Source organism: Pantoea sp. B566 (assembly GCF_024793925.1).
In the GTDB taxonomy this organism is placed as follows: domain Bacteria; phylum Pseudomonadota; class Gammaproteobacteria; order Enterobacterales; family Enterobacteriaceae; genus Pantoea; species Pantoea ananatis.
In genome coordinates, this window is record NZ_JANUQL010000003.1 from 3579897 (window position 1) to 3605446 (window position 25550).

At 53.7% G+C, this 25550-nt stretch carries 19 protein-coding genes; 16 read left to right on the forward strand and 3 right to left on the reverse strand.

The window, feature by feature from the left end:
* Window positions 1-60 precede the first annotated feature (60 nt).
* Complete coding sequence (mog, locus tag NYE92_RS18315; RefSeq protein ID WP_013024555.1) at window positions 61-648, forward strand: molybdopterin adenylyltransferase; 588 nt, start codon at window positions 61-63, stop codon at window positions 646-648.
* 104 nt (window positions 649-752) lie between these two features.
* Window positions 753-2060: an MFS transporter gene (locus NYE92_RS18320; RefSeq protein WP_110015273.1), complete on the forward strand. Its 1308-nt coding sequence runs from the start codon at window positions 753-755 to the stop codon at window positions 2058-2060.
* 45 nt (window positions 2061-2105) lie between these two features.
* Here the strand turns inward: NYE92_RS18320 and NYE92_RS18325 are convergent, their stop codons facing one another.
* On the reverse strand, window positions 2106-2666 hold the full coding sequence (locus tag NYE92_RS18325; RefSeq protein WP_110015274.1) for an acetate uptake transporter: 561 nt from the start codon (window positions 2664-2666) through the stop codon (window positions 2106-2108).
* Between the two features lie 297 nt (window positions 2667-2963).
* On the opposite strand from NYE92_RS18325, the gene dnaK reads away from it, so the two are divergent.
* The 3 genes from dnaK (at window position 2964) to nhaA (ending at window position 7563) form a co-directional block, all read left to right on the forward strand.
* Window positions 2964-4874 (forward strand): molecular chaperone DnaK, encoded by a 1911-nt coding sequence (gene dnaK / locus NYE92_RS18330; protein ID WP_013024558.1) that lies wholly within the window; start codon window positions 2964-2966, stop codon window positions 4872-4874.
* A gap of 102 nt (window positions 4875-4976) precedes the next feature.
* Window positions 4977-6122, forward strand: a complete 1146-nt coding sequence (gene dnaJ, locus NYE92_RS18335) for a molecular chaperone DnaJ (protein WP_013024559.1) — start codon at window positions 4977-4979, stop codon at window positions 6120-6122.
* Between the two features lie 262 nt (window positions 6123-6384).
* Entirely contained in the window at window positions 6385-7563 is a 1179-nt protein-coding gene (gene nhaA, locus NYE92_RS18340) for a Na+/H+ antiporter NhaA (protein WP_013024560.1), read from the forward strand.
* Window positions 7564-8130: 567 nt separating this feature from the next.
* On the opposite strand, the gene rpsT is transcribed toward nhaA, so the two are convergent.
* The gene (rpsT, locus tag NYE92_RS18345; protein WP_006117633.1) at window positions 8131-8394 is read right to left on the reverse strand and encodes a 30S ribosomal protein S20; all 264 of its coding nucleotides are present in this window, start codon (window positions 8392-8394) and stop codon (window positions 8131-8133) included.
* A 317-nt stretch (window positions 8395-8711) separates the two neighbouring features.
* Between rpsT and ribF the strand changes: the two genes are divergently transcribed.
* The 9 genes from ribF to NYE92_RS18390 all read left to right on the forward strand — a co-directional run bounded on the left by ribF (window position 8712) and on the right by NYE92_RS18390 (window position 21862).
* Window positions 8712-9638, forward strand: coding sequence for a bifunctional riboflavin kinase/FAD synthetase (gene ribF, locus NYE92_RS18350; RefSeq protein ID WP_013024562.1), 927 nt, complete (start codon window positions 8712-8714; stop codon window positions 9636-9638).
* A 29-nt stretch (window positions 9639-9667) separates the two neighbouring features.
* Window positions 9668-12487, forward strand: a complete 2820-nt coding sequence (ileS, locus tag NYE92_RS18355; protein WP_013024563.1) for an isoleucine--tRNA ligase — start codon at window positions 9668-9670, stop codon at window positions 12485-12487.
* Window positions 12487-12990, forward strand: a complete 504-nt coding sequence (lspA, locus tag NYE92_RS18360; RefSeq protein ID WP_013024564.1) for a signal peptidase II — start codon at window positions 12487-12489, stop codon at window positions 12988-12990. The genes ileS and lspA overlap by 1 nt, the downstream gene beginning before the upstream one ends.
* Before the next feature lie 3 nt (window positions 12991-12993).
* Complete coding sequence (gene fkpB / locus NYE92_RS18365) at window positions 12994-13464, forward strand: FKBP-type peptidyl-prolyl cis-trans isomerase (RefSeq protein ID WP_014592885.1); 471 nt, start codon at window positions 12994-12996, stop codon at window positions 13462-13464.
* Complete coding sequence (ispH, locus tag NYE92_RS18370; RefSeq protein ID WP_014592886.1) at window positions 13445-14395, forward strand: 4-hydroxy-3-methylbut-2-enyl diphosphate reductase; 951 nt, start codon at window positions 13445-13447, stop codon at window positions 14393-14395. Before fkpB ends, ispH begins: the two co-directional genes overlap by 20 nt.
* Before the next feature lie 210 nt (window positions 14396-14605).
* Window positions 14606-15421 carry a 4-hydroxy-tetrahydrodipicolinate reductase gene (gene dapB, locus NYE92_RS18375; RefSeq protein WP_210451670.1) on the forward strand — a complete coding sequence of 272 codons (816 nt, stop codon included), beginning with the start codon at window positions 14606-14608 and terminating at the stop codon, window positions 15419-15421.
* 469 nt (window positions 15422-15890) lie between these two features.
* The gene (carA, locus tag NYE92_RS18380) at window positions 15891-17039 is read left to right on the forward strand and encodes a glutamine-hydrolyzing carbamoyl-phosphate synthase small subunit (protein ID WP_014606611.1); all 1149 of its coding nucleotides are present in this window, start codon (window positions 15891-15893) and stop codon (window positions 17037-17039) included.
* A gap of 13 nt (window positions 17040-17052) precedes the next feature.
* Complete coding sequence (gene carB / locus NYE92_RS18385; RefSeq protein ID WP_259019331.1) at window positions 17053-20283, forward strand: carbamoyl-phosphate synthase large subunit; 3231 nt, start codon at window positions 17053-17055, stop codon at window positions 20281-20283.
* A 679-nt stretch (window positions 20284-20962) separates the two neighbouring features.
* Window positions 20963-21862, forward strand: coding sequence for an antimicrobial resistance protein Mig-14 (locus NYE92_RS18390; protein WP_259019332.1), 900 nt, complete (start codon window positions 20963-20965; stop codon window positions 21860-21862).
* A 181-nt stretch (window positions 21863-22043) separates the two neighbouring features.
* Here NYE92_RS18390 and NYE92_RS18395 read toward each other — a convergent pair whose 3' ends face one another.
* A complete protein-coding gene (locus NYE92_RS18395; protein WP_013024571.1) occupies window positions 22044-23102 on the reverse strand; it encodes an SDR family oxidoreductase in 1059 nt (352 codons plus the stop codon).
* 95 nt (window positions 23103-23197) lie between these two features.
* Between NYE92_RS18395 and NYE92_RS18400 the strand changes: the two genes are divergently transcribed.
* Entirely contained in the window at window positions 23198-24085 is an 888-nt protein-coding gene (locus tag NYE92_RS18400) for a LysR family transcriptional regulator (RefSeq protein WP_110015276.1), read from the forward strand.
* 262 nt (window positions 24086-24347) lie between these two features.
* Complete coding sequence (locus tag NYE92_RS18405) at window positions 24348-25487, forward strand: porin (protein WP_014592892.1); 1140 nt, start codon at window positions 24348-24350, stop codon at window positions 25485-25487.
* Window positions 25488-25550: the final 63 nt, after the last annotated feature.

A 25550-nucleotide genomic window follows, 5' to 3' on the forward strand; every position in this document is an offset into this window, starting at 1 on the left:
TTCTTCTTAGTACCTCCTTCCCCATGCACCGCACTGCGGTAAATCACAGCGAATATCATCATGAACACATTACGTATCGGATTGATCTCGGTTTCCGATCGCGCCGCGAACGGGATTTATCAGGATCAGGGGATCCCTGCCCTGGAAGCCTGGCTGAACAGCGCGATCAGCACGCCTTTTGAAGTGGAAACGCGCCTGGTGCCCGATGAGCAGCCCATGATAGAACAGACGATTTGCGAGCTGGTCGATGAGCGTTTTTGCCACCTGGTATTGACCACCGGAGGGACAGGCCCGGCCCGGCGTGATGTTACGCCCGATGCCACGCTGGCCGTTGCCGATCGCGAGATGCCGGGGTTTGGTGAGCAGATGCGGCAAATCAGCCTGCAGTTTGTGCCGACCGCCATTCTGTCGCGTCAGGTAGGGGTAATCCGTAAACAGTCGCTCATTCTCAATCTGCCCGGCCAGCCGAAGTCCATCAGGGAAACCCTGGAAGGCCTGAAAGACGATCAGGGCAAGATAAACGTTCCGGGCATCTTTGCGGCTGTACCTTATTGTTTACAGCTTCTGGAAGGCCCTTACGTGGAGACGCACGCGGATGTGGTAGCAGCTTTTCGCCCCAAAAGCGCTATACGTGAGATAAATAACTAAATATTTTGCTTTTCAGGAATAAGCTACAGGCTCGCTGGTGTGGTGATAAATTGACGGTATAGTAAGCGAATCTTTACAACTGTTTTCACTTTCTCTGGACGCTTATGACCACACTTGAGACACCGCGCCTGAAACCCCAGGATTACAAAACGCTGGCACTCGCGGCGCTGGGTGGCGCGCTGGAATTTTACGACTTTATTATTTTCGTCTTTTTTGCTGCCGTGATCGGCGAGATTTTCTTCCCCAGCGATATTCCTGAATGGCTCCGTCAGCTCCAGACGTTCGCCATTTTTGCAGCGGGCTACCTGGCGCGTCCGCTGGGCGGCATCATCATGGCCCACTTTGGCGATAAAGTGGGCCGCAAAAAAATGTTCAGCCTGAGTATTTTGTTGATGGCGCTGCCCACGTTGGCTATGGGCGCACTGCCTGGCTGGGACGCGATTGGCCTGGCGGCCCCCCTGTTAATGCTGCTGATGCGCATGCTACAGGGCGCGGCGATTGGCGGGGAAGTCCCGGGCGCATGGGTTTTTGTGGCGGAGCACGTGCCCTACAAACGTATTGGTATCGCCTGCGGCACGCTGACCGCCGGACTCACTATCGGCATCCTGTTAGGGTCGGTCGTGGCAACCTTAATTAATACCACCATGACCCAGCAGTCCATTCATGATGGCGGCTGGCGTATTCCTTTTTTCCTGGGCGGATTGTTTGGCCTGGGGGCGATGTATCTTCGCCGCTGGCTACATGAAACGCCGGTTTTCATTGAAATGCAGCAGCGTAAAACGCTGGCGCAGGAGCTGCCGCTGAAAACCGTAATCCTTAAACACCAAAAATCGGTCGTGATTTCGATTCTGCTGACCTGGATGCTGTCTGCCTGCATCGTGGTGGTAATTTTAATGGCGCCGGTCTGGCTGCAGAAACAGCATGGTATGGCCCCGGCGCTCACCTTAAAGGCCAACAGCATCGCGATTATCATGTTATGTATCGGGTGCATCGTTGCCGGGCTGTTGGTGGACCGTTTTGGCGCCAGTCGGACGTTGAGCCTCGGTAGCGTGCTGCTGGCATTGTGTAGCGGGATGTTCTATTCCCTCGCGCCTCAGTATCCTGATTACCTGTTTCAGCTCTATGGGCTGGTGGGTTTTAGCGTGGGCGTCGTGGGGATTGTGCCCTTTGTGATGGTACGTGCGTTCCCTGCTGAGGTGCGTTTCACCGGCTTGTCGTTCTCTTATAATCTTTCTTATGCGGTATTTGGTGGCCTGACGCCGATTTGCGTGACGCTGCTGATGAACGTTTCCACCATGGCACCCGGCTGGTATGTCATGACGCTTGCGCTGGTCGGGTTGCTGACCGGTCTCTGGCTCAGACAGGATATCAGCCATGAGCCGAATCTGTGTGACGGGATAAAACAGGCATAAACACGCACGCGGAGCCGGGCTCCGCGTGCTGCCTCGACCATTTGCTTACGCGCCGATGGGCAGAACGATCCGTCCGAAGGTTTCGTTTAGCACTTCACCTATGGCCAGGTAACAGGCGCTGGCACCGCACACCAACCCGACCCAGCCTGCGCAGGGGATCAGCGCGGGAAGATGCGCCAGGTGACCCGTCGCCAGTAACAGGAACAACAACGCCAGCGAGCCGAAAACAAACTGCAGCATCGTTGCGCTCCGCAGCGTGCCAAAGAACATAAACAGGGTAAACAGGCCCCACAGTCCTAGCCAGGCGCCTAAAAAGGTCTCATTGGCCGGTTTCGCCAGCCCCATTTCAGGCAGTAACTGAATAGCCACAAAAATCAGCCAGAACATGCCGTAAGAGGTAAAGGCCGTCAGTCCAAACGTATTATTCTTTTTAAACGCCAGCAGTCCGGCCAGCACCTGCGCAATCCCACCATAAAACATGCCCATCGCTAAAATGGTCACATCCATGGCAAACAGGCCCGTATTGTGTAGATTCAGTAAAATCGTTGTCATGCCGAATCCCATCAACCCCAGGGGGGCAGGATTGGCCAGTGTTGTCGTTGTCATCGTTCCTCAGCGGTGTTGTTAGCGTAAAAGGCGCTGCCCGCCTCAATGCAGAATAAGCGCGGCGAGCCGCATAATAGTCAGCGTATTCATAGCCGTCTTTGATCCTGGTCTGACAGGGACTGAAAATTTTTTTTCATTTAACCCTTGATGCGCTTCTAAGCGACCCCATTTACTTGTCATCGAGCGTTGTGAACGTTGTAAAAAAAAGCATGTGAGGTTGGGTTGAATGTAAACAACCTGCCCACATAAAAGGTTCACAACCCAAACTGGCAACGAATTTAAGTGGGAGATGTTTAGATGGGTAAGATTATTGGTATTGACCTGGGTACAACCAACTCTTGTGTTGCGGTCATGGACGGCACCAAAGCGCGCGTACTCGAAAACGCGGAAGGCGATCGCACCACGCCTTCGATCATCGCTTACACCCAGGATGGGGAAACTCTGGTCGGACAACCGGCTAAACGTCAGGCCGTCACTAACCCGCAGAATACCCTGTTTGCGATTAAGCGCCTGATCGGCCGTCGCTTCCAGGACGAAGAAGTGCAGCGTGATATCAAAATCATGCCATACAAAATTGTGGGTGCCGATAACGGCGACGCATGGCTGGAAGTGAAAGGCCAGAAAATGGCACCGCCGCAGATTTCTGCGGAAGTCCTGAAAAAGATGAAGAAAACGGCTGAAGATTTCCTGGGTGAGCCAGTGACTGAAGCGGTTATCACTGTTCCAGCCTACTTCAACGATGCGCAGCGTCAGGCAACCAAAGATGCCGGCCGTATCGCAGGTCTGGAAGTTAAACGTATCATTAACGAACCTACCGCCGCGGCACTGGCTTACGGTCTGGATAAAGGCCAGGGCAACCGCACGATCGCGGTCTATGACCTGGGTGGCGGTACATTCGATATCTCTATCATCGAAATCGATGAAGTTGATGGCGAGAAAACCTTTGAAGTGCTGGCAACCAACGGTGATACCCACCTGGGTGGTGAGGACTTCGACAGCCGTCTGATCAACTATCTGGTCGCGGAATTTAAGAAAGATCAGGGCATCGATCTGCACAACGATCCGCTGGCGATGCAGCGCCTGAAAGAAGCGGCAGAGAAAGCGAAGATCGAGCTGTCTTCTGCGCAGCAGACCGATGTTAACCTGCCGTACATCACGGCGGACGCAACCGGTCCTAAGCACCTGAACATTAAAGTGACCCGTTCTAAACTGGAATCACTGGTTGAAGATCTGGTTGCTCGCTCTATCGAGCCGCTGAAAGTGGCACTGCAGGACGCCGGACTGTCAGTTTCTGACATCAACGATGTCATCCTGGTCGGTGGTCAGACACGTATGCCACTGGTTCAGGCGAAAGTGACCGAGTTCTTTGGTAAAGAGCCACGTAAAGATGTGAACCCGGACGAAGCGGTTGCCGTAGGTGCTGCGGTACAGGGCGGTGTGTTAGGTGGTGATGTTAAAGACGTTCTGCTGCTGGACGTGACCCCGCTGTCGCTGGGTATCGAAACCATGGGTGGCGTGATGACATCGCTGATCAGCAAGAACACCACCATCCCAACCAAGCACAGCCAGGTGTTCTCGACGGCAGAAGACAACCAGTCTGCCGTAACGATTCACGTGCTGCAGGGTGAACGCAAGCGTGCCAACGACAACAAGTCTTTGGGCCAGTTTAACCTGGACGGCATTCAGGCTGCGCCACGCGGTATGCCGCAGATTGAAGTGACCTTTGACATCGATGCGGACGGTATCCTGCACGTGTCGGCGAAGGACAAAAACAGCGGTAAAGAGCAGAAGATCACCATTAAAGCGTCTTCCGGCCTGAACGAGGACGAGATTGCGAAGATGGTTCGTGATGCTGAAGCGAACGCAGAATCTGATCGTAAGTTCGAAGAGCTGGTGCAGACCCGTAACCAGGGTGACCAGATCGCGCACAGCACACGTAAGCAGCTGGATGAAGCGGGCGACAAGCTGTCAGCTGATGATAAAGCGCCTATCGAAGCTGCACTGAGCGCGCTGGAAACTGCGCTGAAAGGCGAAGATAAAGCAGAGATCGATGCCAAAATGCAGGCGCTGATGGAAGTGTCCAGCAAGCTGATGGAAGCGGCACAGCAGTCTCAGGCAGGTGCAGCGGATGCCCACGATGCGTCAGCGAAGAAAGATGACGACGTGGTTGATGCTGAATTCGAAGAAGTGAAAGACAATAAGAAATAATTGCCCCTGACCGGGCGCGACGGTTGCCCTGACAGCCGTTGAAACCAGCACGGGCGTAGGAGTTTTCTCCACGCCCGTGCGATCATGTTAAGGGCTAAATAAATGGCGAAGAGTGATTACTACGAGATTTTAGGCGTCGCCAAATCTGCAGACGAGCGTGAAATCAAAAAGGCTTACAAACGCCTGGCGATGAAACATCATCCGGACCGCAATCCCGGTGATAAAGAATCTGAAACCAAATTTAAAGAAGCGAAAGAAGCCTACGAGATTCTGACCGACCCTCAGAAGCGTGCGGCCTACGATCAGTACGGCCATGCTGCCTTTGAACAAGGTGGTATGGGCGGTGGCGGATACGGCGGCGGCGGCTTTGGCGGCGGCGGTGCAGATTTCAGCGATATCTTTGGCGACGTTTTCGGTGACATCTTTGGTGGTGGCCGCCGTCAGCGCGCAGCCCGTGGTGCAGATTTGCGCTACAACATGGAGCTGACGCTGGAAGAAGCGGTTCGCGGCGTGACCAAAGAGATCCGTATACCGACGCTGGAAGAGTGTGACGTTTGCCACGGCAGTGGTGCCAAAGCGGGCACCAAACCGCAAACCTGTTCAACCTGTCATGGTGCAGGCCAGGTACAGATGCGTCAGGGCTTCTTCACCGTACAGCAGGCTTGTCCGACCTGTCACGGTCGCGGCTCGGTGATTAAAGATCCGTGCAATGCCTGTCACGGGCACGGTCGCGTAGAGAAATCGAAAACCCTGTCGGTAAAAATTCCTGCCGGTGTGGATACGGGCGACCGTATTCGTCTGAGCGGCGAAGGTGAAGCCGGTGAGCAGGGCGCACCTGCGGGCGATCTGTACGTGCAGGTGTCGGTGAAAAAACACCCGATCTTCGAGCGTGAAGAGAACAACCTCTACTGCGAAGTACCGATTAACTTCGCGATGGCCGCCCTGGGTGGCGAGATTGAAGTGCCGACGCTGGACGGTCGCGTGAAGCTGAAAGTCCCGGCAGAAACCCAGACCGGCAAGCTGTTCCGCATGCGCGGGCGTGGTGTGAAGTCGGTGCGCGGCGGTGCGGTAGGCGATCTGCTGTGTCGTGTGGTGGTGGAAACGCCAGTCAGCCTGAACGACAAGCAGAAAGCGTTGCTGCGTGAGCTGGAAGAGAGCTTTGGTGGGCCCAGCGGCGAGCATAACAGTCCGCGCTCCAAAAGCTTCTTCGACGGCGTGAAGAAATTCTTCGACGACCTGACGCGTTAATCGCGTTACTGACGTCAGACCCGATGAAAGCGGAGAGGAAACTCTCCGCTTTTTTTTGCGTCCTGCACTGCTGAAACGGTTTCTGGCACAGACCAGCTCTGCACCTTTCACGGCTATCCGGTTCTCCCGTCGGGTTATCATTCGCGGGCTGTTGTAGCCAAAAGTCTAACGTAATGTAAAAGCGACTAAATAAGCTTTTTATCAGGTTCGTTGAATCGTTACACTGCTCAGCATTCTGTATTACGCTCAGGAGGAGTGCATTTTGTCAAAACCTCGTCGAATTAAGCATTTACTGAAAAGTTTTATTGAGAGCGATGCCAGCAACGGCATGGTGCTCATTCTGGCTGCGGTCGTCGCTATGATCCTCGCCAATGGCGCTTCCACCGCCCAGGGCTACCAGGCTTTGCTGGATACACCGGTACAGATTCGCTTCGGCGAACTGGATATCAGTAAAAATCTGCTTCTATGGATCAACGACGCCCTGATGGCACTGTTCTTCCTGCTGATTGGTCTGGAAGTGAAGCGCGAGCTGATCTCAGGCGAACTCGCCAGCCGCGATCGGGCCATCTTTCCGGTGATTGCCGCGTTAGGGGGAATGGCGGCACCGGCACTGGTGTTTTTGCTGTTTAACCACGGTGATGAGATTGCCCGAAATGGCTGGGCGATCCCCACCGCGACGGATATCGCGTTTGCGCTCGGAGTCCTTGCCCTGCTTGGCAGCCGTGTGCCGACCGCCCTGAAGGTATTCCTGATGGCGCTGGCGATTATTGATGACCTGGGTGCCATCGTGATCATCGCGCTGTTTTACACCAGCGATCTGTCTGTGATGTCTCTGAGCGTGGCGGCAGGCGCTATCGTGGTGCTGGCGGTGCTGAACCGCTGTAACGTGCGGAATATCGCCATCTATATGCTGGTCGGCATAGTGCTGTGGACGGCCGTGCTGAAATCGGGCGTCCATGCTACGCTGGCGGGCGTGATCGTGGGCTTCTTTGTACCGCTGGAAGAGAAAGACGGCCATTCGCCTGCGGAACATCTGGCACACGGATTAATGCCGTGGGTGAACTGGCTGATTCTGCCGCTGTTTGCCTTTGCTAACGCTGGCATTTCGCTGACGGGTATCACCTTTGGCGATGTGCTGTCACCAGAGCCGCTGGGCATCATCCTGGGCCTGTTAATCGGTAAGCCGCTGGGGATTACGCTGTTTTGCTGGCTGGCGGTGAAGCTGAGGCTGGCAGCCTTGCCGAGCGGCACGACTATTCGCGATATCATGGCGATTGGCGTGCTGTGCGGTATTGGCTTTACCATGTCGATATTTATCAGTTCGCTGGCCTTTGACGCTGCCCACGAGCAGTTAGTGACGTTCTCTAAGCTGGGTATCCTCAGCGGTTCGTTGCTTTCCGCCGTTCTGGGTTACACCTTATTGCGAATCAAGCTGCGATAAAAATCCATTGCTGCAACACGTTCATCCGGTGTTGCAGCAATGCTGTTTCCTGTCTCAACATCTCAACATCTCAACATCTCAACATCTCAACATCTCAACATCTCAACATCTCAACATCTCAACATCTCAACATCTCAACATCTCAACATCTCAACATCTCAACATCTCAACATCTCAACATCTCAACATCTCAACATCTCAATATGGCCTGTGACCCACGATGACATTGCGCGTTGACTGGCTGTTATCGCGTTTCTCTGCGGCCGGTCTGAACTCGCAAGGACGCCGTGATTGACCTTCTCTGTTCACCCTGGACCTGATAACCCGAAGGAGGGCTCGTGAGAGAGGCTGCCCGGAGCGCTACGAGCCTGAACCTGGGGCAGCATTGTTCGGCAGGTTGAGAGCAGTGCAGAGGCGGTGGGTTGTCTGGCATGGCAGGGCAGGGCTGGAAGATAAAGTCAGGAAGATAAAGTCATGAAGAGACAGTCGCCTGGCGGTGCTAAACAGCAGGCATAAAAAAACCGGCTTAGCGCCGGTTCTTTCAACAAAGCGATGAACAAATGGCGATTAAGCCAGTTTGTTGATCTGTGCAGTCAGGTTTGCTTTATAACGTGCAGCTTTGTTTTTGTGGATCAGACCTTTAGCAGCCTGACGGTCCACAATTGGTTGCATTTCATTAAATGCGTTCTGCGCAGCAGCTTTGTCGCCTGAAGCGATCGCCGCGTATACTTTCTTAACGAAGGTACGCATCATAGAGCGACGGCTTGCGTTATGCTTGCGACGTTTCTCAGATGTTACGGCACGTTTCTTAGCTGATTTGATATTAGCCAAGGTCCAACTCCCAAATATGTTCGATAGAGACAAATCAAAGGCCGAGGACTATGCCTTTTGGACCTTCTGTTGTCAATGGATTTGTGCAAATAAGCGTCGTTTACAAGTGATAACCTGTATGACACTCGGTTACGTATTTGATGGCGCAAGATTCTACCAGCTTCCGCTCCCTGAATACAGTATTTCGCAACAAAATTCTCTCAGCGGCTTTGCAAGGCAGTAAATACGGCCTGTAACGCATGAAAGGCGTGTTCACGGGTTAACCTTGGCGGCTTTCGAGGGTATAATCCGCCGATTTCCACCGGTTTGAGTCAGCCATGAAGTTTATCCGCGGTATTCATAATCTTAACGCGCAGCATCACGGCTGCGTTTTGACCATTGGTAATTTCGATGGTGTGCACCGCGGTCATCAGGCGCTGATGGGGCGGTTGCTGGAAGAGGGACGGAAACGTAACCTGCCAGTGATGGTGATGGTGTTTGAACCCCAGCCGCTTGAACTGTTTGCGGGCGAAAGCGCACCCGCCAGGCTCACTCGCTTGCGAGAGAAGCTAAAATATCTGGCAGAAATCGGCGTGGACTCCGTGCTGTGCGTGCGTTTTGACCATCGCTTTGCCGCGTTGTCGGCGCAGAGTTTTATCAGCGAACTGCTGGTGAACAAGCTGGGCGTGAACTATCTTGCCGTCGGGGATGATTTCCGCTTTGGCGCTGGTCGCCAGGGGGATTTCCTGCTATTACAGAAAGCCGGCGCCCAGTATGGCTTTGATGTGGTCAGCACAGAAACCTTTTGTGACGGCGGTAAGCGCATCAGCAGCACGGCGGTGCGTCAGGCACTGGCCGAGGACAACTTAGCGCTGGCGCAGTCACTGCTGGGCCATCCTTTCAGTATCTCTGGGCGCGTCGTGCACGGTGATGCACTCGGACGCACGCTGGGGTTCCCTACGGCTAATCTTCCTTTACGCCGCTGCGTGTCGCCGGTTAAAGGCGTTTATGCGGTGGAAGTCCATGGGCTGGGGCCACAACCCCTGCCTGGTGTTGCCAATATCGGCACCCGCCCGACGGTAAAAGGTTTGCGCCAACAGCTTGAAGTTCACCTGTTGGACATCAATATGGATCTCTATGGTCGCCACATTGATGTGGTGTTGAAGCAGAAAATACGAAACGAGCAGCGCTTTGCTTCACTGGATGCGTTGAAAGAGCAAATTGCGAAAGATACGGTAACGGCCCGACAATTTTTTGGTCTGTAACCTGAGCGAAAAACGGAATCGAGAATCTGATGAGTGACTATAAATCAACCCTGAATTTGCCGGAAACGGGGTTCCCCATGCGTGGCGATCTGGCCAAGCGCGAACCGGGAATGCTGCAACGTTGGTATGATGACAACCTGTACGGCATCATCCGCGAAGCCAAGAAAGGGAAAAAAACCTTTATCCTGCATGATGGCCCTCCTTATGCGAACGGCAGCATTCATATTGGTCACTCTGTTAACAAGATTCTGAAAGACATTATTGTGAAGTCTAAAGGCATGGCAGGTTACGACTCGCCGTATGTGCCAGGCTGGGACTGTCACGGTTTGCCTATCGAGCATAAAGTTGAGCAGATGATCGGCAAGCCGGGCGAAAAAGTCAGCGCCGCCGAATTCCGCGCCGCCTGCCGTCAGTATGCCGCCGAACAGGTTGAAGGGCAGAAAGCCGACTTTATTCGCTTGGGCGTGCTGGGCGACTGGGATCGTCCTTACCTCACCATGGACTTCACCACCGAAGCCAATATCATTCGTGCGCTGGGTAAAATCATCGGCAATGGCCACTTGCACAAAGGTGCCAAGCCGGTGCACTGGTGCATGGATTGCCGTTCTGCTCTGGCGGAAGCCGAAGTGGAATACTACGACAAAACCTCCCCCTCCATCGATGTGATGTTCAATGCCGTTGATGCGGACAGGGCGCGCGCAGCCTTCGGTGTGACCGCCTCAGAAGGCCCGGTTTCGCTGGTGATCTGGACGACCACGCCGTGGACCATTCCGGCTAACCGCGGTATTTCACTGCATCCCGAGTTCACCTATCAGCTGGTGCAGATTGCAGGACGTAGCCTGATCCTGGCAAAAGATCTGGTTGAGAGCGTCATGAAACGCGCGGGCGTCAGCGACTGGACCGTGCTGGGCGAATGTCAGGGCGCGGCCCTGGAATTGCAGCTGTTCCAGCATCCTCTGCTTGAGCAGATCCAGTCCAAAGTCGTATTAGGTGAGCACGTCACGCTGGATGCCGGTACGGGGGCTGTTCATACCGCGCCAGGCCACGGCCCGGATGACTACGTGATTGGTCAGAAATATGGTCTGGAAACGGCTAACCCGGTCGGCCCTGATGGTGCCTACCTGCCGGGTACGTATCCGGGACTCGACGGCGTTAACGTCTTTAAAGCCAATGATATGATCGTTGAGCTGCTGAAAGAGAAAGGCGCATTGCTGCACGTTGAAAAACTGCTGCACAGCTACCCACACTGCTGGCGCCACAAAACCCCGATTATCTTCCGTGCCACGCCGCAGTGGTTTATCAGCATGGATCAGAAAGGCCTGCGTGCTCAGTCATTGCAGGAGATCAAAGGCGTGCAGTGGATCCCGGACTGGGGTCAGGCGCGCATTGAGTCCATGGTTGCCAACCGGCCTGACTGGTGTATTTCCCGCCAGCGTACCTGGGGCGTGCCAATGGCGCTGTTCGTACACAAAGAAACCGAAGCCCTGCATCCGGATACCCTGGCGCTGATGGAAAAAGTGGCGCAGCGCGTTGAACAGGATGGCATCCAGGCATGGTGGGATCTCGATCCGCGCGATCTGATGGGCGACGATGCTGACCACTACGTGAAGGTGCCGGACACGCTGGACGTCTGGTTTGACTCAGGTTCCACCAGCTATTCGGTCGTGGATGCCCGCCCGGAATTTGGTGGCAATACACCGGATATGTATCTGGAAGGTTCCGATCAGCATCGTGGCTGGTTTATGTCGTCGCTGATGATCTCGACCGCGATGAAAGGCAAAGCGCCTTATCGCCAGGTACTGACGCACGGCTTTACCGTCGATGGTCAGGGCCGCAAGATGTCCAAATCCATCGGCAATACCGTTGCACCCCAGGATGTCATGGACAAGCTGGGTGCGGACATTCTGCGCCTGTGGGTTGCTTCTACCGATTACTCGGGTGAGATGGCGGTATCCGATGAAATCCTGAAACGCTCTGCGGATGCCTATCGTCGTATTCGTAACACCGCGCGCTTCCTGTTAGCCAACCTGAGCGGCTTTAACCCGGCCACCGATCTGGTTAAACCGGAAGAGATGGTGGTGGTCGATCGCTGGGCGGTGGGACGTGCGCAGGCGGCGCAGGCGGATATCATCGCCTCTTACGAGCACTACGATTTCCACGAAGTGATTCAGCGCCTGATGCAGTTCTGCTCCATCGAGATGGGCTCCTTCTACCTGGATATCATTAAAGATCGTCAGTACACCGCGAAAGGCGACAGCCTGGCCCGCCGTAGCTGCCAGTCAGCGCTGTGGCACATTGTTGAAGCGCTGGTACGCTGGATGGCACCGATCATGTCTTTCACGGCCGACGAAATCTGGGGCTATCTGCCAGGCGATCGGGCGAAGTATGTCTTCACTGAAGAGTGGTATACCGGCCTGTTTGGTCTGCCAGAAAACGAAGCGCTGAACGATGCGTACTGGGCAGAACTGCTGAAAGTACGTGGTGAAGTGAACAAGGTGATCGAGCAGGCGCGTAGCGACAAACGTATCGGTGGCGCGCTGGAAGCGTCCGTTACTCTGTATGCCGATGCGGACCTGGCGACGAAACTGCAGGCGTTAGGTAACGAACTGCGTTTTGTGCTGTTGACCTCCGGTGCTCAGGTCGCTGATTACGCAGAGGCAGAGGCTGAAGCGCAGCAGAGCGAACTGGTAAAAGGGCTGAAAATCGGCCTGCATAAAGCAGAAGGCGAGAAATGCCCGCGCTGCTGGCACTACACGACTGACGTCGGTCAGAATCCGGAGCACGCTGCGGTGTGCGGTCGCTGTTACACCAACGTAGCCGGCAACGGCGAAGAGCGTAAGTTTGCCTGATGAGTAGACCTGTTTTCTCCACCGGATTGCGCTGGCTGTGGCTGGTGCTGGTTGTTATAGTTGTTGATTTCGTCAGCAAGCAGTGGGTCATGAACAACATGATGCTGCATGAAACGCAGCCGCTGATGCCGTTCCTTAACCTGTTCTATGCGCATAACTATGGCGCGGCGTTCAGCTTCCTCGCGGATAAAGGCGGCTGGCAGCGCTGGTTCTTTGCCGGCATTGCCCTGGCGATCGTGGTGTCGTTACTGGTCATGATGTACCGCAACAGCGCCAGTCAGAAGATCGCCAATATCGCCTATGCCTTAATCATTGGCGGCGCAGTGGGCAATCTGTTTGACCGTTCGTATCATGGCTTTGTGGTAGATTTTATCGATTTCTACGTCGGTAACTGGCACTTTGCTACATTTAATATCGCTGACTGCGGCATCTGTATCGGGGCCGCGTTGGTGGTGCTGGAGGGCTTTTTCAATCCTTCCAGCAAGCAGGTTAAAAAAGGGTAAACCATGACTGAGTCTGTACAGGGCGACAGCGCGGTATTGTTGCATTTCGTCATGAAGCTGGAAGACGGCTCAGTGGCGGAATCCACTCGTGCCAACGGTAAACCTGCGCTGTTTCGTCTCGGCGACGGTAGCCTGTCCGGCGCGCTGGAGCAGGCACTGTTGGGATTGACGCCGGGTGAAAAGCATCAATTCACGCTGGCACCAGAAGACGCGTTTGGTAGCGTCAGCCCCGATCTTATCCAGTACTTTTCCCGCCGTGATTTTATTGACACGGGAGAGCCTGAGATTGGCGCCATCATGCTGTTTACCGGAATGGGCGGTAGTGAAATGCCGGGCGTGATTCGGGAAATTTCCGGTGATTCAATCACCGTGGATTTCAACCATCCGCTGGCAGGCCACCGCGTTCAGTTTGATATTGAAGTGCTGGATATCGATCCGGTACTGGAGGCGAACAATGCAAATTCTGCTGGCTAATCCACGGGGTTTTTGTGCAGGTGTAGATCGCGCCATCAGCATTGTTGAAAACGCACTAACGCTGTTTGGTGCGCCGGTGTACGTCCGGCACGAAGTGGTTCATAACCGCTACGTGGTGGACAGCCTGCGCCAGCGCGGCGCGATCTTTATTGAGCAGATCGCGGAAGTGCCTGATGGCGCTATCCTGATTTTCTCTGCCCACGGCGTCTCGCAGGCGGTACGCAATGAAGCAAAAGGGCGTGATCTCACCGTCTTTGATGCCACCTGCCCGCTGGTGACCAAGGTGCATATGGAAGTGGCCCGCGCCAGCCGTCGGGGTGAAGAATCGGTGCTGATTGGCCACGCGGGCCATCCGGAAGTGGAAGGCACCATGGGGCAGTACAACAACCCTAAAGGTGGGATGTATCTGGTGGAGTCGCCGGAGGACGTCTGGAAGCTGGACGTTAAAGATGACAACCGCCTGTCCTTTATGACCCAGACGACGCTGTCGGTGGATGACACGTCGGAAGTGATTGATGCGCTGCGCGCTCGCTTCCCGAAAATCGTGGGCCCACGTAAAGATGATATTTGTTATGCCACCACCAACCGTCAGGAAGCCGTACGGGCGATGGCCGAGCAGGCCGATGTGGTACTGGTAGTCGGATCGAAAAACTCCTCTAACTCCAATCGCCTGGCCGAACTGGCCCAGCGCATGGGCAAAGCGGCGTATCTGATTGATGATGCGGCGGACATTCAGCCTGAGTGGGTGGTTTCTGTCGATTGTGTTGGCGTAACGGCGGGCGCTTCGGCTCCCGATATTCTGGTTCAGAACGTGATTAGTCGCCTGCAGGCCTTGGGCGGTGGTGAAGCGAGAGTGCTGGAAGGGCGGGAAGAAAACATTGTGTTTGAAGTGCCCAAAGAGTTGCGGGTTGACGTCCGCAACGTGCAGTAATCCGCACACGTTAAGCAATGAAAAGGCCGACTCTGTTCGGCCTTTTTGCTTTTCAGACCGGGCGGCGGCGGCGGAAATTGCTTTTACTGATAATCCGCCCCACCTGGCATAAAAATTCTTATTATCCCCGAGAAAGAGTGGCGCAGTTGTTATCTCATGGTTAACCTGATTGCGCTTGCATGCATAGATTTGTTTTAGGAATGAATAAATATGAAGAATATCCGCATTGCCATCGTGGGCGCGCCGGGGCGCATGGGGCGCAATCTGATTCAGGCGGTTGCTCAGCTGGAAGGCGTTGAGCTGGGCGCAGCGTTAGCCCGACCGGGATCCTCGTTGATCGGCAGTGACGCAGGTGAACTGGCCGGTATCGGCCACGCTGGCGTTACCCTGAGAGATGACTTACGCGCCGTCGTCGATGATTTTGACGTCGTGATTGATTTCACCCGCCCGGAAGGAACGCTGGAATACCTTGCCATCTGTCGTGAGCACCGCAAAGCCATGATCATCGGTACGACAGGCTTTGATGACGCCGGTAAAGCAGCGATTCGCGACGCGGCGGCGGATATTGGCATTGTGTTTGCCGCTAACTTTAGCGTAGGCGTTAATCTGGTCCTGAAGCTGCTGGAGAAAGCCGCCAAAGTGATGGGCGATTATGCGGATATTGAAATTATTGAAGCGCATCATCGCCACAAGGTGGATGCGCCCTCCGGCACGGCGCTGGCGATGGGCGAGGCGATTGCAGAGGCGATGGACTGGAAACTGGATGAACATGCCGTTTACAGCCGTGAGGGCCATACCGGTGAGCGCAAAGCGAATACCATTGGTTTTGCCACTGTGCGGGCAGGAGACATTGTCGGAGAGCATACCGCGTTATTTGCCGACGAAGGGGAACGCATAGAGATAACGCACAAGGCGTCCAGTCGCATGACCTTTGCCAATGGCGCCGTAAAGGCTGCCATTTGGGTGAGTGAGAATAAAACCGGGCTTTACGATATGCGTGACGTGCTGGATTTATCAATTTTGTAATGATTTTTACCTGTGTGATGTGGTGATTTCAATCGCTAATAACTTGATTGAGAAGGGCAATTTTTTAATTGCCCTTAATTTTATCTAAAAAATAGTCACTTTGACCTGTTTTTTCATTGTGATGAATGAAAGTCGGGTTTTTCTTCCTTTCGCTTCTCAGTAAACCTGCTAATTTTGACCATTTGGTCAAAATTAGCAGGTGGTTTTCCCGGAATAAACATCGACTGCGATCGGCAAACGTTTATTCGGCTGTGTTTACCCCTGTTTTTAACGCTTATCCTCTTCATTTTCGCTCTGAGCCTGAAAAGATGTTAAAAATGTTGCTTCAGGGTGGACAAGTATCAGGACGATCATTAGAATGCGCGCAATTTGCCAAAAATTGACCACTCAGGCAGTTTTTGCATTGATTCAGATCACTATTTTGAATTAATATGCAGATATTGTGACTGTTTATTCCCTGGAGGATGTTTTGATTAAGTCAGCGCTCTTGGTTCTGGAAGACGGAACCCAATTCCACGGTCGGGCCATCGGGGCTACAGGGTCGGCAGTGGGGGAAGTCGTTTTCAATACGTCAATGACCGGTTATCAAGAAATCCTCACTGATCCCTCCTATTCCCGCCAGATTGTTACTCTCACTTATCCCCATATCGGCAATGTTGGTGCTAACGCCGCCGATGAAGAATCCAGTCAAATCCATGCGCAGGGCCTGGTCATTCGTGACCTGCCGCTGATTGCCAGCAACTACCGTAGCGAAGAAAGCTTATCGGCTTATCTGCAGCGCAATAACATCGTGGCGATTGCCGATATTGATACGCGCAAGCTGACGCGACTGTTACGGGAAAAGGGCGCGCAGAACGGCTGCATTATTGCAGGCGATAATCTGGATGCGGCTCTGGCCTTACAAAAAGCGCAGGCTTTCCCTGGCCTGAAAGGCATGGATCTGGCAAAGGAAGTGACGACGGCTGAAACCTATGCCTGGCAGCAGGGGAGCTGGACACTGGAAGGGGATTTGCCAGAACAGAAACAGGCAGAAGCACTGCCTTACCACGTCGTCGCTTATGATTACGGCGCGAAACGCAACATCCTGCGTATGCTGGTGGACCGCGGCTGCCGCCTGACAGTGGTGCCGGCCAAAACGCCAGCAGAAACGGTCCTGGCGATGAATCCGGACGGTATCTTCCTCTCTAACGGCCCTGGCGATCCTGAGCCCTGCGATTATGCCATTGAGGCGATTCAGGCCTTCCTGAAAACTGATATCCCGGTGTTTGGTATTTGCCTGGGCCACCAACTGCTGGCCCTGGCCAGCGGCGCGAAAACCGTCAAAATGAAGCTGGGCCACCACGGCGGCAACCATCCAGTTAAAGATTTGGACAACAACCGCGTCATGATCACGGCGCAGAACCACGGCTTCGCGGTGGATGAGGCGAATCTGCCTGCGAACCTGCGTGTGACGCATATCTCCTTGTTCGATAAGACGGTGCAGGGCATCCACCGCACCGATAAGCCTGCGTTTAGCTTCCAGGGCCATCCGGAAGCCAGCCCGGGACCGGGTGATGCTGCACCGCTGTTTGACCACTTTATTGAGTTGATTGACGCATTCCGTTCGAAAGCAAAGTAATCAGGAGCTAATCATGCCAAAACGTACAGACATAAAATCCATCCTGATTCTTGGTGCCGGTCCGATTGTGATCGGTCAGGCCTGCGAATTCGACTATTCCGGTGCACAGGCGTGTAAAGCCCTGCGTGAAGAGGGTTACCGCGTCATTCTGGTGAACTCCAACCCGGCCACCATTATGACCGACCCGGAAATGGCCGATGCAACCTACATTGAGCCGATTCACTGGGAAGTGGTACGTAAAATCATTGAAAAAGAGCGCCCGGATGCGGTGCTGCCCACCATGGGCGGCCAGACAGCGTTGAACTGTGCGCTGGAGCTGGAGCGTCAGGGCGTGCTGGAAGAATTCGGCGTCACCATGATTGGTGCAACCGCAGACGCTATTGATAAAGCAGAAGACCGTCGTCGTTTTGACGTGGCGATGAAAAGCATCGGTCTGGATACCGCGCGCTCCGGTATCGCGCATACCATGGATGAAGCGCTGGCAGTGGCGGCCGATGTGGGCTTTCCCTGCATTATCCGTCCGTCTTTTACCATGGGCGGCACCGGCGGCGGTATCGCGTATAACCGCGAAGAGTTTGAAGAGATCTGTGAACGCGGCCTCGACCTTTCCCCAACCAACGAGCTGTTAATTGACGAATCGCTGATTGGCTGGAAAGAGTATGAGATGGAAGTGGTGCGTGACAAAAACGACAACTGCATCATTGTCTGCTCAATTGAAAACTTTGATGCCATGGGGATCCACACGGGCGACTCCATCACGGTTGCGCCCGCGCAGACGCTGACCGACAAAGAGTACCAGATTATGCGTAACGCCTCGCTGGCGGTGCTGCGTGAGATTGGTGTGGAAACCGGCGGCTCCAACGTACAGTTTGCGGTGAACCCGAAAAATGGTCGTCTGATCGTGATCGAGATGAACCCGCGCGTGTCACGTTCCTCGGCGCTGGCCTCCAAAGCAACCGGCTTCCCGATCGCGAAAGTGGCGGCAAAACTGGCGGTTGGCTTTACGCTCGATGAGCTGATGAACGACATTACCGGTGGACGGACGCCGGCCTCGTTTGAGCCTTCAATCGATTATGTCGTCACAAAAATTCCTCGCTTCAACTTTGAAAAGTTTGCTGGTGCGAATGACCGTCTGACCACGCAGATGAAGTCAGTGGGCGAAGTCATGGCGATTGGTCGTACCTTCCAGGAGTCGGTGCAGAAAGCGCTGCGCGGCCTGGAGGTTGGCGCGAATGGTTTTGATCCGAAAGTCCACCTTGACGATGCGGAAGCCTTAACCCGTATCCGTCGTGAGCTGAAAGATGCCGGTTCCGATCGGATCTGGTACATCGCCGATGCCTTCCGTGCCGGGATGTCGGTGGACGGCGTATTCAATCTCACCAATATTGACCGCTGGTTCCTGGTGCAGATTGAAGAGCTGGTTCGTCTTGAAGAGCAGGTAGCGCGCGAAGGCGTGAACGGGCTGAACGCCGATTTCCTGCGCACGCTGAAGCGCAAAGGTTTTGCCGATGCGCGCCTGGCCTCACTGGTGGGCGTGGCAGAAGGTGAAATTCGTAAGCTACGTCAGCATCACAATCTGCATCCGGTTTACAAGCGGGTGGATACCTGCGCGGCAGAATTCTCGACCAATACAGCCTATATGTACTCTACCTATGAGGAAGAGTGCGAAGCGAATCCTAACCAGGATCGTGACAAGATCATGGTGCTGGGTGGTGGACCAAACCGTATCGGCCAGGGCATTGAGTTTGACTACTGTTGTGTTCATGCGGCACTGGCACTGCGCGAAGACGGTTTCGAAACCATCATGGTGAACTGTAACCCGGAAACCGTCTCCACGGATTATGACACCTCTGACCGCCTTTACTTCGAGCCGGTAACGCTTGAAGACGTGCTGGAAATCGTCCGCATCGAAAAACCGAAAGGGGTGATTGTGCAGTACGGTGGTCAAACGCCGCTGAAACTGGCTCGCGCACTGGAAGCCGCTGGCGTACCGGTCATCGGGACCAGCCCGGATGCGATTGATCGGGCAGAAGACCGCGAACGCTTCCAGCAGGCCGTTGACCGCCTGAACCTGAAGCAGCCTGCCAACGCCACCGTTGCCACCCTGGAGCAGGCGGTAGAAAAAGCTGCCGGGATTGGTTATCCGCTGGTGGTCCGTCCCTCGTACGTGCTGGGCGGACGTGCGATGGAAATCGTCTACGACGAAATAGACCTGAAGCGTTATTTCCAGACGGCGGTGTCGGTTTCTAACGATGCGCCGGTCTTGCTGGATCGCTTCCTTGACGATGCTGTAGAAGTCGATGTGGATGCCATCTGTGATGGTGAGCGTGTACTGATCGGCGGCATCATGGAGCACATTGAGCAGGCAGGCGTTCACTCAGGTGACTCGGCCTGTTCTCTGCCGGCCTACACGCTGAGCCAGGATATTCAAAACGTAATGCGTCAGCAGGTTGAAAAGCTGGCGTTTGAGCTGAACGTTCGCGGCTTAATGAACGTGCAGTTCGCGGTGAAAGACAATGAAGTCTACCTGATTGAAGTTAACCCACGTGCTGCGCGTACCGTTCCTTTTGTATCAAAAGCGACGGGCGTACCTCTGGCGAAAGTCGCCGCACGCGTGATGGCAGGCAAAACGCTGGCAGAGCAGGGCGTCACCGAAGAGGTGATTCCGCCTTACTACTCTGTCAAGGAAGTGGTGCTGCCGTTTAACAAGTTCCAGGGCGTTGACCCCATTCTGGGGCCAGAAATGCGCTCAACCGGTGAAGTCATGGGCGTGGGCCGTACCTTTGCAGAGGCCTTTGCCAAAGCGATGCTGGGTGCGCAAAGCAACATGAAGAAAACCGGACGCGCGCTGCTGTCGGTCCGTGAGGGCGATAAGAAACGTATCGTTGACCTGGCCGCGAAGTTGCAGAAGTTTGGCTTTGAGCTGGATGCCACTCATGGCACTGCCGTGGTGTTGGGGGAAGCGGGCATTAATCCTCGCCTGGTTAACAAGGTTCACGAAGGTCGTCCACATATTCAGGACCGGCTGAAAAACGGCGAATATGCCTACATCGTGAATACCACGGCAGGCCGCCAGGCTATTGAAGACTCCAAGCTGATTCGTCGTAGTGCGCTGCAATACAAAGTTCATTACGACACTACGCTAAACGGGGGTTTTGCAACGGCCATGGCGCTAAACGCCGACCCGACTGAAAAAGTGATTTCAGTACAGGAAATGCATGCGCAGATCCTTGCGCACAAATAGCGCTGGCTGAGTGGCGGTAATAGCCCCTGCGGTGGGACGATTTGCCAGTGTGCTGGCTTAACGCTCCTCGCAGGGGCTTTTTTTTGAGAGATCGGGCCTGAACTGAGCGGTTCTACAGGCACGGGTACAGATCACCCTCCGCTGAGTGCGTTTCTGTCTTAGCGGGCAGCGTGGAGGCTGTACCTGCCTGCGGCAAGCGCCGCCTGTAAAAAAGGGCATCGCCTTTAGAATGGTTGGTGAGTCTGGGGTTGGTCAGAAAGCAGTCTGTTCCCAACGGAACGGGATGAACCCTGTTTCTGGGCAGCGATTCTCAGGTCAGCGCGACATTTCGAATAAACCGGTATTTTTTTAATATTCTTTTCAGGCTCATGAACGTTTCTGAGTAAACAGACTTTAATTAAATAGGTTTTTTAAATATTGATGCCTTGATGTTTAAATATGCATTAATATTTTTAATTATTTACGATCTGTTTCTTAACGTTCTACTGTATTTTCGCTATTTGATCGTTGCTCAACCGATTTTAAACAAACCCGCATTACTGCTTACAGTGCTCGATAATCACCTGTTCAGCCGCAGCGCTTATCTTTAAAATACCCTGTATTTTTCATGGTTTACATATCCAGAGAACCCATTCGCTTCTCTGAAGTTTACATGCTTGATTAAGAGTTAGCGCCTGACATGTTTATTCCCAAGTTTTTCAGATGGGGGCAGTGCTCTTTTGAGGATTATCAAAGAGCCTGTAATCATTTTGGTTATAACTGCGAGTCCGCACCGGAATTTATTGCCTTTAAAATGCGATTTGGGCAGTCCTTTGACTTTTATTCTTATCAAAGGAATGGGAAAACGATGGGGAGCGTCTGCGTTGAAAAGGGCTGGCTTGCCAACGATGGCAGACATCGGCAGCGTTCGCTTCCCGCGCTACTTGCTCCCTCAACCTCTGTCTATGTGCCGTTTTGCAACGAGGCGTCGAAAAAGGTGCTTTTACCTTTCCGGTGCAAGTCGCTACATCATTTGCAGCGTCATCGCTTCCTCAATACCTCCTATAGCCTGTTTAGTAAGAGCCATGCCGCTTTTACCAAGAGCCCTGTCGCCGACTTTTCCCGTAAAACGGTCTCGACACGGGAGAGAGAACTCAGAAAGTTTCTCAATGACGGGGGGAGTTTTCTCAATGTCAGCCAGCTTGACGGGGAACATATTTTTGAGGTGTTTGAGATTCTCTATCAGGCGAGACGCAATCAGGCCATCGCGGAGAGGGCCATTAATAAAGCGTTTTTCCGGGAGTTTCAGCCCTGTTTCAAAGGCTATATGATGTTCCTGCATAATGAACCTGTTGCACTGCAGCTCCTGCTTTCTGTCTCGAGCAGTGCCGGGATGTTCGTTGATTTTATTAATATTGGCTACCGGATAGACAGCAATGCTGGCGCGGTGGGGACAATGCTGATGTGGAAGAACCTGACAGCCTTGTATCAGGAAGCAGCAGAAAAGCAGCTTCCTCTTCATTACTCCTACGGTTCGATGTCCGGAGACTATAAAAACCGCTGGTGCCATTCGGTTAATAACGGCCGGGTCATCATCTGATTGATCCGTTCTGTCGGCGCGTTGACATACCTCTGCGTCGTGAAGCCAGTTTAGCGTGATTCGACCAGGTGCCTGATGGCCCTGTTTTTCCGCTCCCGTGGGCGGCTTTTGCCTGCGAAGCGCGATTGATCAATGCTCCCCTGCCAGCGCTGCGGCAGGGGAAAATGGCTCGCTGCATGCCTCAGGGAATAATGTTCGCCATCCTGAACTGAGTAAACAGGCGGATAAACATCTCATCCGTGGCGCAAAATTCGGTAAACCCTGCCCGCCTCAGTTTGCTGCCATCACCAAACATATCGTAATCCCAGCTAAAGACAAAATCGGCGAACTGACCGTCACTCAGCCTCATGATGTCAGCCTCAACCAGCTGTTTTTTTTCCGCCAGGGCATGCCATGTCCTGCGGTAATCGCCGAAAAGCTGCTGAAATGACAACGCAACCGGGGGCGCCGTCTCCAGTTCAAACCAGCCTGCAATGAGGGGCCAGAGCTCACACCATCGCCAGATATCACCGTTATTGATGTTAAATGCCTGATTCCTGGCGGAGGATGCGGTTGATGCCCACAGGGTGGCGGCAGACAATAAGCTATCATCGGTGTGATCGATAATGCTGTGCCAGGTGCGCTGCGACCCTGGAAAGCGCAGGGGCAGATTTTGCGCTTTGCACAGTGAAGCGTATATCGCGATACTCAGCGCAAGATTCATGGTATTGCCGGTTAACGCGCTGCCGACAACGCCAGGACGAAGTGCATGCCAGTGCCAGGTTTTATGATGCTGAAAGCGGCACAGCCAGTCCTGTTGCGCCGTATTGAATTCGGCGCCGGGAATAGCGGCATCGCTTTCTCTGGCGGGGGTTTTGAACGGGCCAAGATGAGCGCCGTAAATTTTGTAGCCCTGCATCAGGCTCACCGTTTCCAGCGGAGCCACGTTCTCAACCTGAGTGACCAGGTTACGTAACATGGTGACGTTGGGTTCAACCATTTCCCGCCAGCTCGCGGCATTAAGCCAGGCGCTGTAGAAAATGTGGGTAACGTGCCGAAGGGGCTTGAGGGCGCGTGCAGTGTCTTTTTCATTGAGCAGATCGACGTTAACAAACGGCACCGTGCCCCGGTGAGCGCCTCCTGCGCGAGACAATCCAATAACCTGCCATTCATTCTGCAACAGCGTTTTAACCAGTTTGCTGCCGACAATACCGCTTGCACCCGCAACCAGTGCGACTTTAGATTGAGGCTTCTGTGACATTTTTTGTCCTCCAGTTTGGTTGCAGACAGCCTGCTATAAATTGTTTTTTGTCGGTATCCCCGAACGCTGATGTCACTTATAAGAGAAATGCGTAAATGAATAACAAGCTCAATGCCATTCGAACGTTTTTACGCGTGGCTGAGGCGGGGTCTTTTTCTGAGGCAGCACGCCAGTTGAATATCAAACAGTCTGCGGTCAGCCAGCAGATCGCCGCGCTTGAGGCTGAACTCGGCGTAGTGCTGCTGCACAGGACGACGCGGGTGAGGGTACTGACAGCGCAAGGAGAATATTACCGGCGTAAGATGCAGCCCATACTTGAGGCAATGCAGGCGGTCGAGAACCAGCTATCCCCTGCCGCACAGCAATGGCAGGGCAAGATAAACGTTCAACTCCCGGGCGGATTAGGGCGTTTGTTTCTTCCTCATCTGCTCGGATTGCAAAAAGCGAATCCGGGTTTGCATCTGACGCTCTCGCTTGATGACAGGATATCCGACCTGGCCAGAGAAGGCGTGGATGTGGCGTTCCGCCTTACTCAGGATGCGCCGGAAGTGTATCCGGCACGGAAAATCGCGCGTATTGAAACACCGCTTTTCGCATCACCGGATTTCCCGCCGCTCAATTCACTGGATGCATTGATGTGCCAACCGCACGTGCGTTTCAGCAGCATTGCCGAGTCTGCGCCATTGCGGCTTGTCAGGGGCGATGAAACCGTAGAACTGGCCGTAAAGACAGCCTTCAGGGCCAATAGCAGTGAAGGGTTATTACAGGCGTTGCAGGCGGGAATCGGTGTAGGCGGTATGCAATTACCCCTTGCAACTGAGGCGTTGAAATCCGGCTCGCTTATCAGGGTGTTGCCAGCGTATCGCTATGCCGATCGCTTTGTGTATGCTGTTTTCCCGGATGCGCGCTTTATCCCTCCCAGGATTAGAGGCATCGTCGCGTTAATCGAAAAAGTGCTGGTCGATCTGCCAGGGGCAAACTAAACACGGCTCACAGCCAAAGGGAAGACCGGCGATGTAACGCATTCTCAGTCAGGCTGCTGATGCGGCCCACTGGCGCTGTATCAACCCGTTCATACTGGGGTAAGCGGCAGCAATCTCAAATAAATTTGATTTAATTTTTAGCCAATCATGCCCAATCTGCTCATTCGCACAAATCTATAATACAAAAAACTACCAGGCTGACATTGACCGCTGTAATATCCGGCTCGCTCATTATTAGAGCGTAAACAGGATAGTTATAACAATGAAAGCGCGTTCTTTTTCACTGAGTGCAGTGGCTGCACTCCTGGCTCTGGCGTCTTTTTCCAGCCAGGCTGAAATCACTCTTCTCAAACAAGACCCACAAGCAGGCGATCCCCTTAGCCGTCTCGATTTTAAATTCGGTGGCAGTATTCGTCCTCAGTTTAACCATCAAACCGGCGTGAATGATAAATCCTATAAGCGTAATGGCTTTGACGGTGGTTCACGTTTCCGCTTTAGCGCGGATTACTACCTGTTCGACGATATCAGTTGGACCAGCTACTACGAGCTGGGCGTTAACATTCCGGCCGTATTCAACTGGGATAATCACTACGCTGAAGGGGCGCATGAAACCACGCGCCGCCAGCTCTATACCGGCCTGAAAAGTAAAACCTGGGGCCAGTTGACCTTCGGTCAGCAGAACAGCGTTTATTACGACGTTGTAGGTGCCAAGACGGATATCTGGGATTACGACATGCTGGCCCAGGCACCGGGTAACGGCATTAACGGTGATTACGACGGTTCATACCGTTCTCGTAAGCAGCTGAAATACAAAAACAGTTATGGTGCAGTTGATCTTTATGCCTCTTACCTGTTTAGCGATAACGAATATTTGCCGGGCAATGGACTGCGCTACAAGCGTCAGGGCGGCGGTTCGCTGGGCGTGAATTACAACATTACGCCAACGCTGGCATGGGGCACGGCCTGGAACTACACCCGCGCCAGCATGCGTGATCCGGTCACGGGCAACAATAAAGATTACGACCAAAACATTTTTGGCACAGCACTGAGCTGGACGCCGGGTAACTGGACACTGTCAGCAGGCGGTGGCTGGTATCAAAACTTCCTGACGACCAAACAGCGCAACGTGAATAACTATTTTGCGGACGATGCCTGGGGCATCGAATATTACGCCGGATACAAAATCCCGGTGGCGCAATATGGTGTCAAAGCCGTTCAGCCTTATGTGATGGGCGACCGTTTAGAATACGTGAATGGCCGCAACTACCAGCGCATTGACAATGGCCTGGGCGTAACGTTATTCCTGGACTACGGTTTCCGTGTGGATTACGAACATGTCTTCACTTCCAGTACGGACAATCAGGGCGATATGAACCTGGTTCGTTTCCGCTACGATTTCTGATGACACACAACGGCTCCCCAGGGAGCCGTTTTTATTATCATGATTTATAGCGAGGTGACGCCA

Bases quoted from the DNA above. Each gene is read 5' to 3' on its own strand.
- mog (WP_013024555.1), top strand. From the start codon at position 61: ATGAACACATTACGTATCGGATTGATCTCGGTTTCCGATCGCGCCGCG.
- NYE92_RS18320 (WP_110015273.1), top strand. From the start codon at position 753: ATGACCACACTTGAGACACCGCGCCTGAAACCCCAGGATTACAAAACG.
- NYE92_RS18325 (WP_110015274.1), bottom strand. From the start codon at position 2,666: ATGACAACGACAACACTGGCCAATCCTGCCCCCCTGGGGTTGATGGGA.
- dnaK (WP_013024558.1), top strand. From the start codon at position 2,964: ATGGGTAAGATTATTGGTATTGACCTGGGTACAACCAACTCTTGTGTT.
- dnaJ (WP_013024559.1), top strand. From the start codon at position 4,977: ATGGCGAAGAGTGATTACTACGAGATTTTAGGCGTCGCCAAATCTGCA.
- ribF (WP_013024562.1), top strand. From the start codon at position 8,712: ATGAAGTTTATCCGCGGTATTCATAATCTTAACGCGCAGCATCACGGC.
- ileS (WP_013024563.1), top strand. From the start codon at position 9,668: ATGAGTGACTATAAATCAACCCTGAATTTGCCGGAAACGGGGTTCCCC.
- lspA (WP_013024564.1), top strand. From the start codon at position 12,487: ATGAGTAGACCTGTTTTCTCCACCGGATTGCGCTGGCTGTGGCTGGTG.
- fkpB (WP_014592885.1), top strand. From the start codon at position 12,994: ATGACTGAGTCTGTACAGGGCGACAGCGCGGTATTGTTGCATTTCGTC.
- ispH (WP_014592886.1), top strand. From the start codon at position 13,445: ATGCAAATTCTGCTGGCTAATCCACGGGGTTTTTGTGCAGGTGTAGAT.
- dapB (WP_210451670.1), top strand. From the start codon at position 14,606: ATGAAGAATATCCGCATTGCCATCGTGGGCGCGCCGGGGCGCATGGGG.
- carB (WP_259019331.1), top strand. From the start codon at position 17,053: ATGCCAAAACGTACAGACATAAAATCCATCCTGATTCTTGGTGCCGGT.
- NYE92_RS18390 (WP_259019332.1), top strand. From the start codon at position 20,963: ATGTTTATTCCCAAGTTTTTCAGATGGGGGCAGTGCTCTTTTGAGGAT.
- NYE92_RS18395 (WP_013024571.1), bottom strand. From the start codon at position 23,102: ATGTCACAGAAGCCTCAATCTAAAGTCGCACTGGTTGCGGGTGCAAGC.
- NYE92_RS18400 (WP_110015276.1), top strand. From the start codon at position 23,198: ATGAATAACAAGCTCAATGCCATTCGAACGTTTTTACGCGTGGCTGAG.
- NYE92_RS18405 (WP_014592892.1), top strand. From the start codon at position 24,348: ATGAAAGCGCGTTCTTTTTCACTGAGTGCAGTGGCTGCACTCCTGGCT.